The sequence below is a fragment of the Pseudomonas sp. PS01299 genome, from assembly GCF_029960145.1.
Classification (GTDB): Bacteria; Pseudomonadota; Gammaproteobacteria; order Pseudomonadales; family Pseudomonadaceae; genus Aquipseudomonas; species Aquipseudomonas putida_A.
Genome location: NZ_JASCPO010000227.1, coordinates 1 through 9374 on the forward strand (window position 1 = coordinate 1; position 9374 = coordinate 9374).

The following is a 9374-nucleotide window of genomic DNA, read 5'->3' on the forward strand; positions in this document are numbered from 1 at the left end:
GGGCTTGCTCGCGAAGGGGCCATGCCAGCCAACTTGTTTGTTGAATGACCCACCGCTTTCGCGAGCAAGCCCGCTCCCACCCGGGATCTGCGGTGAATCACCATCAGCGTTTCTCTTCGAGGACCTTGTTCAGCTCGGCCCCATCGATACTCAACGTCGCGGTATTGAGCATCCCGTCCAGATACGCCTGAGCAATCTGCTCCTGACGTTGCGCACGCAAGGCTTGAGTCAATTGGTCGCGCAGTTCGTCGAGGGTCGCAGTACGTGCCGGTTGCTGTTCGGTGAGTTTGATCACATGGAAACCCGCCGCGCTCTGCACCGGCTCGGACACCGCACCGACCTTCAACTTCGCCACCGCACCCCGTAGCTCCGGCACCAGTTGCTGCAACGGTTGCAGCCCGCTATCGCCGCCACGTTCGGCAGTCTGCCGATCCTGCGAATACTGAATCGCCAGCGCGGCAAAATCCGCCGGCGTGCTCTGGGCCTTCTTGCTCAGCTCGGTCGCCTGCTTGCGCACGTTTTCCAGACTCTGGGCATCCGGCACCGCGAGGAAAATCTGGCTCACCCGATACAACGCCGGAGTCTGCCAGTTGCCCTTGCCAGCGTCATACGCCTGCTGCAACTCGCTCGCACTCGGGTAGTCCGCCGGCACCGTGCTGACCGAGCGCAAGTAATCGCGAAAGACGATCTGCTCAGTGGCCGCGCGGGTTTGCCGCACCACGTCCGGACGCTGCGCCCAGCCCTGAGCGTCGGCCTGTTCCAACACGGCTTTTTCCGCCAACCGCGCACGAATCCAGCGCTCCAGCGCTTCACGGTTGCCGCGCAATTGCTCGCGAGTCGCCGGCGGGACGGTCGCCAGCAGCGCCTGCAACTCCTGCGGCGTCACTTGCTGATTGCCCAACCGCGCCACCGCAGGCCCCGCAGCAACCGCCGCCAACGGCGACGATTGCTGGGCGGCAACCGGGTCAGCACCCGGTCGCAGCACCAGCGCCACGGCTACCACCAACAGCGCCACTGCCCCGGCGCCGATCACCATGGCAGGCTTTTTCACAGCGCGACTTCCTCTTGCTCAGTGGTGGCGACTTTTGCTGTCGAAGCTTGTGCGGCCTGGCTGAAATCACGCAGGTAGACGATGAACTCCTGCAACAGGCGATCCCACAATTCCAGATTGCCGCGCAGGTGATCGTGGCTCACACCGGCCGCCAGCACCACGTCCATCTCCATCACCAGAAACTCGCCCTGCAACGACAACCGCGCAAAACGCCGGGTGGCGTTCCACTGTTCGGCCACGCCCTGTGGCAACTCACCTTGCACCCGCAGCGCGCAGCTGAAAGTGAAATCGACGTAACTGCCCTGCTCCACCGCCGGGTTGCCGAAACGCACGGCATAACCGATGCCCTGACTGGCGCTGAGCAACTGCACGATGCCGTTCTGTTCGGTCTGGTTGACGCGATAACCGGCCGCTTGCAGGACGTCGGTCAGGGATTGTGGGGACACATGGCTGATCAATTGAGTCATGACTTCTTCCTTGTTTATCAGTGCGAGAGCGCAGCTTGCGGCGCGTCAAATTGAGTCTTGTAAAGCTCGTCACCAAACCCCTGGGCCAGCTCATCGAACTTGACCCGGGCGCTGCCCGCAAAGGGCTGGCGGATCTTCATCACCTCGGCCACATCGATGTTTTCGTAGGCGCTGAGGATCTGCTTGGCGACGCCGTACATCTGCTGATTCTTGACTGAACATTGCTGCACTTGTGTGTCACGTTCAGCCAATTGCGCTTGAAGCTTAGACCGTTCTGCCTCTTTGGCACGGGCCATGACCAGCAACTCGTCGTAGGCCTTCTTGAATTTGCCGACCTGTTCGCTGCTGGCGGCGACTTGCGCTTGCGCCTGGCTGTGCAGGCTTTGCTGCTGGCCGGCCAACTGCTCGGCGACGCCTTTGGCCTTGGCCAGTTCAGCGGTCAATTGCTTGATCTGCGCCTGCGCAGCCTTGGCCTCGTTCTGCGCCGCCAGTTGCGCGGCGCTGGCCTGGGCCTGCTGACTTTGCAGGGCCTGCAACTGCTGAGTGGTGCTGCGCAACTGGGTACGCAGACGCTCCTCCATGCCTTCGGCGTGCGCGCCATGTGCAATGAAAAAACTCAGCCCCAACAGTAAAACTCGTGCGTGCATGACCGTACTCCCGGCGCCTTAGAAGCGCGTGTTGATCTCAAGCTGCAAGACATCGATGTCGAACGGCGCGCCGTACACCGCCTCGGTGCTCAGCCAGCGGCCGGTGGCGTAGACGTTCTTCGCCAGACCGTAATTGCCGCCGAGGAAATAGCCCTTGGCGTTGGTGCCGCCGAGGTGGAACGAGGAATCGTTGAAGCCGTCAGGCAAGGCATCCGGCTGGATGTACTTGTAGCCGGCGAACAGGTTCCAGTCGCCCTGCTTCTTCAGGTCCAGCGCGTTGCCGAGGGTGAACTGCACCATCCACGCATTGGCGCCGCTTTCGATCTCGCCGTTGCTGTTGAGGTTGTTGACGATCTGCCCCTCGGAGCGCTTGCGCATGTCGCCTTCGTCGTAACCGAGGTTGTGGATGTAGTTGCCCTGGCTGCGCAGCTTGAAGTCCTCTGGCAGATCGGCGTCCCACACCAGGTTCAGGTCGAGCAGGTTGAACTCCGACGCCAGGCCGACGAATTGCGGCTGCGGCGTGGTGGTCGGGTTGGCCGGGTTCGGCGTGATGTCGCGCAGCAGGAACACGCTGTTGCCCTTCTGCATGAACGCCGCACGGCTGCCATCGGTGTCGCAGCCCGGGGCGCCGGCCCAAGGTTCGCAAGGGCTGGAGCGTTGGCCTTGAATGTCGTCGAAGCGGTAGTAGGCCAGCGCACCTTTGAGGCGGTTGTTGCTGTTGATCGCCCACTTGGCGCCGAGCTGCGCGCCGTAGAGCCACTTGTTGTCGCTTTCTTCCTTGTCGAAACCGTTGCTGGTGGTGGTGTCGTTGGTGTAATCCACCGGGAACGCGCCGACGGTGCCGAACACGCCCCAGTCGCGGTTGAGCTTGTGGTCGAAAATCGCCGCCACGCCATCGAAGTTCAGGTCGTTGGAATAGAGCATGTCGGTGGACATGAACGGGTTGGCGAAGCGCCCGCCGGTCAGGGTCAGCTCATCCGTGGGTTTCCAGTTCAGGTAACCCTGATCGAGCCAGATGTCTTTCTTGGCAAATCCGCCGCCGAGGTTCTGCGTGGTCGACACCGGGTTGTTGTCCGAGCCGGTGCCGATGCGGATGCCGGCGGTCCACTCCGGCGAAATCACCGCTTTCATGCCCAACCGCGCACGAATGCGAAATTGATTGGTGCGGTCTTCACGGGTGTTGAGCAACGGCGGCAGGCTGGTGCTGCTGTTGGGGTTCACGTCGTACGGGCCGTTGTTGTTGAGTTTGGCGAAGTCGACGATTTCGTTGCTGTTGCTGCCCGAGTAGTAGCGCGATTCATCGCGCAGGCGGATGTCGCCATCGAAGCTGATACGCGACGCCCAGTCCGGGAAGGTGTTGGGCGCTGCCCAGTTTTCCTGCTTGGCGGTGGCCATGACCTCGGCCTTGACCTGATCGCGGATCTGGTCGCGCACCGCGGCGGGCACGTACTGCACGCGCACATCGCCCGGTGCGGCCACCGGACCGGCTGCGACCGCTGTCGAAGCCGCTGCCTGCTTGGCCTGGGCGGCTTCGTTCTGCGCCTGGGCGATGAGCGCGTCGGCCTTGTCCTGTTTCAGAATGCCCTGCTCGACCAGCAAGCGGATCAGATTGATCGTGGCGTTCTCCGAGGGCGCAGGCGCTGCCGCGGCCTGCCCGACCAGGGTCGCGATGACTATGCCGACCGCCAGGGACAATCGATTCACGTTGGAAATCATCTGCACACAACTCCTTTTCATACAGCTTTATGAATTCGGTTAACCCGGACGCCGCCCTTGCAGGGACAGGCGCACAGGCAAGGTGATGGAGGCCGGTGGCCGTTCGCTCAGGTGCGGTGCGTTACGCAGCGCCGCCAGCACCTGAGTGTCGATCTCGGGCTTGCCGCTGGACTTGACCAACTCGACCCGGGTGATTTCGCCGACGCTGCTCAGCCACACATCGGCCTGCAGCGAGAATGCGAGGTTGCGCAGATCGGGGTTCTCGCGCAGCAAGCGCTGAAAAGTGAACGCGAGGAACTGGCTGTAAGTGCCGGTGCCCAGGCGTCCGCCACCCGCACCGGCCATGCCGCCACCCTTGCCAGCGCCGATGTTGAAAGCGTCGTTGCCACTCTGCGCGTCACCGTCCATTTGCATCGGGTTGGCCAGATCGTCCGCCGGCGATGGCGGCGCCTCTTCCTCGGGCTTGACCTCTTGCGGCTCGGGCGTGGGTTCGGGCTCGATGACTTTTTCTTCCACCGGGGTTTCCGGCTCCGGCGGCTTTTCCGGAGGTGGCGGCGGCGGAGGCGGCAACGGAATGATCGTCGGCACCTTCGGCGCTTCACGGCGCACGCCGCTCATGTCATTGGCCCACTGCCACAGGAACCACGCGGCGAGCGCGCCGAGCAGCAGCCCGGCGCCCCACTTTACAAAGCGCATCGGCGACCTTTTCACCGGCAGCGGCTCGATCGGAAGTTGTGCGGTCATCACTCAGCCCTGCGTCGGTTTGCCGGTCACCAGACCGACCTGAGACAGTTCGAGCCGGCGCAACAGATCCAGCACTTCAATGACCTTCTGGTACTGCACCGTGGCGTCGCCGCGCACGATCACCGGGAAGTCCGGGCTCTGCGCCTTCTCGATACGCAGGCGCTCTTCCAGCTCGGCCAGGGTCACCGGGTAGGCGTCGAGGAACACCTGACCGCCGTCGTTGACCGAAATCGCTTTGGTCTTGGCCTCCGACAGCGACACCGAGGCGCTGGCCTTGGGCAGGTTGATCTGGATCCCGGAGACCTGCGCGGTGGCGGTGAGGATAAACATCACCAGCACCACCATCAGCACGTCGACCAGCGGGGTGATGTTGATGCTGTCCACCGCTGCATCTTCGTCATCGTCGTGGGAGGCATTTACGGACGCCATGGCAGTGCTCCTCAGGCCGGTACGGAGTGGTTGGCGTGATGACCGCGCTGATGCGACGACTCACTGAACTGGCTCTCGCCGTGCATCTCCGCCAGACGCGTGATGAACTCGTCGACGAACACGCGCATGTCGGCGCTGACTTCCTTGTTGCGGGTGATCAGGCGGTTGTAGCCAAACAGCGCCGGGATCGCGACGAACAGGCCCATGGCGGTGGCCAGCAATGCGGCGGCCATGCCCGGCGCGATGGCGTTGATGTTGACGTCGCCGGCCATGGCCGTGCCGAGGAACACCACCATGATCCCCAGCACGGTGCCGAGCAGGCCGATGTACGGGCCGCCGGCGATGGCGTTGGACAGGGTCGAGAGTTTCGAGCTGAGCGCCTGGTTCTCACGGATACGCACGCCGTCCATCGAGCAGCGGATCGCTTCAATGGTTGCCGCCGACACCGAAGAGGTATCGGCGCCCTGCTCGCGGCGGGTACGGATTTCCTTGACCGCCACCGCGTACAGGCGCCACAGCGGCGAATGCTGCAGACGCTGGGCGAGTTGCGCGTCGTCGGCGAACATCTCCAGGCGCGTACCGACCTTGGCGAATTGCTCGCGGAAATCCTCGTTGGCCTTGCTCACGCGGCTGAGGGTGCGGTTCTTGCGCAGCATGATGATCCACGACTGGAACATCATCAGCACCAGCACGGCGATGATCACCCAGGCGTCGACCGGCACCGCATTGAGCAGGAAACCGAGGCTGCCGAAACCGAAACCGGACTGTTCTTCATCGACGCCGTAGGCCACCAGTTTCGACTCGGCGCCTTGCGCGGTCGCATCAGCCAGCAGCAACGGCGCCGGACGCGCGACTTTCGACAGGCGCAGTTCGTCGATGGCGCCCACGAACGGCTGGTACGGGCCAGCGGTCAGATCGCCGCCAATCGCCATCACCGAATTGAACGCCGGCATCGCCTGAGCCAGCGTCGCGCCCTCACGACCGTTAATGTACAAGCTGACTTTCGAACCTTCGGCGGTCAGCGCGACGTGCTGCCATTGGCCGGGGTTCAGCGGCTGAGAGGCCACGGCGCGCTGGCCGTCGATCTCCACAAACGGCACACCTTGATTGACCCCGACCAGCAGGCTGTTGGCGCCTTCGCGGCGGGCAAGGATCAGTTGCTCGCCATTGGCCTGATCCAGACGCAGCCAGGCGCTGAAGGTGAACGCACTGCCGGCGCTGTGCTGCAACGACGGACTGGCCGGCAGTAGCAACGGCTGACCGCTGAACTGCAAGGCGCGCCCCACTACACCGTCAATCGCCGCGCCGGTGGCGCTTTGTGCGGTGTTGCCGTAAGCGGTGGTGTCCTTGGCCGGGGTGCCGGTGGCGCCGTCGAAGTGATACAGCACGGTGTAATTCGGATCGAACGTCAGCTGGCCGTTGCCGGTGGCCGGGGCCTTCTGGTTGCCGTAGTACATCCAGATGTCCTGACGCTGGCCGCCCTCGACATTCGGCACATCGACCCAGATCAGCGCCATGCCCATCAGCGCATCGAAGCTTTCGATCTGGTGGTTAAGCACGGTCTTGTCATCGGCGGCGACGAAGCGCAAATCCGCGCCGTCTTCCTTGACGCCATCGAAGGTGAAGTTGCCGGTGTGCAGGCGCACCAGCAACGCGGTGCGGCCGAGGGCCTGATTGATCCCGGCGCCCTGCGGCGTGGTGTCGACGGCGATCTGTTTGCGGTAATGCCAGTCGTCCTGCCACCAGGCCTGCGCCGTGGCCGGGAGCACGAAGCCCAGGCAGATCAACAACGAAAGAATGAGGCGCTGCATGAACGTGCTCCTTTAGAAAGTGGCTTGAAGGTTGAAGTGCAGGCGCGACTCCTGCTTCGAGGTGTTCGGCCCTTCGAGTAACGGGTAGCCCCAGTCGAGGCTGCCGGACAGCCATTTGCTCAGGCTGGCGCGGGTGCCGAGGCCGACGCTGGCCAGGGCGTAACTGGCGTCCTGGTCCGGCAGTTCGTCGCGCAGGTACAGTTGCGCGCCTTCGGCAAAGGCGTAGAAGCGCCATTCCTGCATCCAGCTGCCGGCGTATTTCGCCAGCGAAGGGGTGCGCAGCTCCTGACTGAGCAGCACGCCGTCATCACCGGTGCGCTCGGCCGCCAGATAGCCGCGCACCGAGGTCGCGCCGCCGGCGGAAAACTGTTCGTTGGAGACCAGTGGCCCCGACGCCAGCTGGAACGCGCCTTTGCTCGCGCTCTGCCAGTCGTTGTCGAAGGTCCAGGTGAAGTTGCTGTCGCCCTTGAGCACGGCGAAACTCGGGTTGGCCCGGTAGCGTTTGTAGTCGAAGTCTTCGTCGGAGCTGCCGTAACCGAAGATGCTGCGGGTGGCCGCAACCAGGCTCAGACCGAGGCCGAGCTGGCTCTTTTCGGTGTAGCGGAAGCCGTTGTAGGCGAAGGTGAACGGCGCGTATTTCAGCGGCACCTTGTCGCTCTCGCCGGACAGGGTCAGGCGCTCGTCGAAGTCCTTGAAGTCGATACCGGCCGACAGCGAGTTCGACCAGTTGCCACTGGACGGCAACGTGTAGATCGCCGACACGCCGTAGGAGTGCCCCTTGCCCAACACGTTACTGCCGCCGATGGTTGCGACGTTGCTGTCGGACTGATAACCAGAGAACTGCACGCTCCAGCGCTCGCTCAACGGCGCTGTGTAGGAAGCCGACCAGACCTTGGCGTTGTCGGTGTCCTGCGGCGCGGTGAAGTACGTCAGGTTGATGCTGTGGCCGAGTTGCCAGAGGTTGTTGTAGCCGAGGCTGGTCACGGCGCGCAGTTTCTCGGTGTCGGCGCTGTAATCGTTGTTGAGGCCGACGCTGGCGCTCCACGGGTTCTGGTCTTCGACCTGCAAATCGACGTCCATGGTGCCGGGGCGTTGACCTTCGCGCACCAGCGGCATGACCTGGCGGCCCGGGGTTTTATTGAGCTGCGCCAGTTCGCCCTGAACCTTGGCGAAGTCCGGCACCTCACCTTCTTTCAGCGCCGGGACGTTGTCGCGGATGTCCAGCGGCGAATAGTGTTTGGCGCCGACCACACGCACGCGGCCGACCTTGGTTTCGCTGACTTGCAGATAGACGATGCCGTCCGCTACCGCTTGCTCCGGCAGTTCGACGAACACCGATTGGTAGCCGCGCTCTTGATAAGCCTTCTGCAAGGCATCGCGGGCGCCTTCGATGTCGCTCATGGCTTTTTGCGGGCCGAGAAACGGGTACACCGCCTCTTCAATTGCCCGGGCGTCGAGCACGGTGTTGCCGCGCACGAAGTATTCGTTGACGTCCACCAGACGTTGCGGCGCTGCGCCTTGGGCGGCCTCTTCGGCGAGTGCCGGTTGCGCGCCGGCCGTCACCAGCAGCCAGCCCCACAGCGCCAGCCGTGACGTGAAAATCTGATCCACACTACCCCCTGAATTCGCGATGACCTGTTGGCGCTGTCGCGCGCCTTGTGTGTTGCGTCAGTTGCTGACTGTCGAGGCACCGCTGTGCTTGCCGAGCCAGGTGTGCAGCAGCGCGAAGTTCAACGAGAACTCGGGCATTTGCAGCAAGGCACCGCAGAACACTTCGCCGATGATTTTCTGAATGAGCTGCACCGCACGCGGGTTGTTGAGCAGCGTGGCGATGTCACGACTGAGGACGTTGAAGCTCCAGACTTTCTGGTTCAGGCCAAGACCGACGAACCAGCGGAACAGCAGGTTGTAATTGAGCTGTTCATACAGTTGCTGCTCGCTGGGCACCGAATACAGCAGTTGCAGGAGCAGGATGTGCATGACGGTTTGCGCGGGGATGAGCATGCCGGGCTCGGCATTGAGTTCGTGCAGCAGGTCTTGATGGGCATCGAGCAAGTCGTCGATCTGCGGGCGCAGCAATACCAGCGAATGGCCTGGCGGAATGTAGCTGGAGACCTCTTTCAAGGCACCCTGCCAGTCATCCTGCGACACGATCCAGACCCACGGCGCACCGTAGCGATACACCGAAACCGGCTTCTTGCGCGCGGCCTCGACGATCTTCGACAGGCGCTGATCGAGTTCCTGCATGCCAACTTTCGAGTAGCGTTCCATAGTCCCCATTGCCTCACTCCCGGCGTCCCGCCTCGGCTTGTGAAAAGCGCCCCGTTGGGCCCCTCAAGCGCGTTACATAGGCATGACCGGACTGGCTATGTGCTACCGAACTTTTGTCATAAAAGCTTCATTACAGAAATTGATCGGGATTTGACAGACAACACAGAACCCTGTGGGAGCGGGCTTGCTCGCGAATGCGGTGTGCCAGTCAAATAGATGCTGACTGACAGGACGCCTT

General features: G+C 62.9%; 9 protein-coding genes. All 9 read right to left on the minus strand.

Annotation, left to right across the window (positions count from 1 at the left end):
• Positions 1–103 precede the first annotated feature (103 nt).
• The 9 genes from QMX91_RS25775 to QMX91_RS25815 are packed head-to-tail and all read right to left on the minus strand — an operon-like array spanning position 104 to position 9145.
• Entirely contained in the window at positions 104–1051 is a 948-nt protein-coding gene (locus QMX91_RS25775; RefSeq protein WP_282413572.1) for a peptidylprolyl isomerase, read from the minus strand.
• Positions 1048–1518 (minus strand): YbjN domain-containing protein, encoded by a 471-nt coding sequence (locus QMX91_RS25780; protein ID WP_134786270.1) that lies wholly within the window; start codon positions 1516–1518, stop codon positions 1048–1050. Before QMX91_RS25780 ends, QMX91_RS25775 begins: the two co-directional genes overlap by 4 nt.
• Before the next feature lie 17 nt (positions 1519–1535).
• Complete coding sequence (locus tag QMX91_RS25785) at positions 1536–2165, minus strand: DNA repair protein (RefSeq protein ID WP_282413573.1); 630 nt, start codon at positions 2163–2165, stop codon at positions 1536–1538.
• An 18-nt stretch (positions 2166–2183) separates the two neighbouring features.
• Positions 2184–3881, minus strand: coding sequence for a putative porin (locus QMX91_RS25790; RefSeq protein WP_282413574.1), 1698 nt, complete (start codon positions 3879–3881; stop codon positions 2184–2186).
• Positions 3882–3920: 39 nt separating this feature from the next.
• Positions 3921–4625, minus strand: a complete 705-nt coding sequence (locus tag QMX91_RS25795; protein ID WP_225138826.1) for an energy transducer TonB — start codon at positions 4623–4625, stop codon at positions 3921–3923.
• Between the two features lie 3 nt (positions 4626–4628).
• On the minus strand, positions 4629–5054 hold the full coding sequence (locus QMX91_RS25800; protein ID WP_003224462.1) for a biopolymer transporter ExbD: 426 nt from the start codon (positions 5052–5054) through the stop codon (positions 4629–4631).
• An 11-nt stretch (positions 5055–5065) separates the two neighbouring features.
• Positions 5066–6865: a MotA/TolQ/ExbB proton channel family protein gene (locus QMX91_RS25805; protein ID WP_223008533.1), complete on the minus strand. Its 1800-nt coding sequence runs from the start codon at positions 6863–6865 to the stop codon at positions 5066–5068.
• Positions 6866–6877: 12 nt separating this feature from the next.
• Positions 6878–8476 carry a ShlB/FhaC/HecB family hemolysin secretion/activation protein gene (locus QMX91_RS25810; RefSeq protein WP_282413575.1) on the minus strand — a complete coding sequence of 533 codons (1599 nt, stop codon included), beginning with the start codon at positions 8474–8476 and terminating at the stop codon, positions 6878–6880.
• A gap of 57 nt (positions 8477–8533) precedes the next feature.
• Positions 8534–9145, minus strand: coding sequence for a transposase (locus QMX91_RS25815; protein ID WP_282413576.1), 612 nt, complete (start codon positions 9143–9145; stop codon positions 8534–8536).
• Positions 9146–9374: the final 229 nt, after the last annotated feature.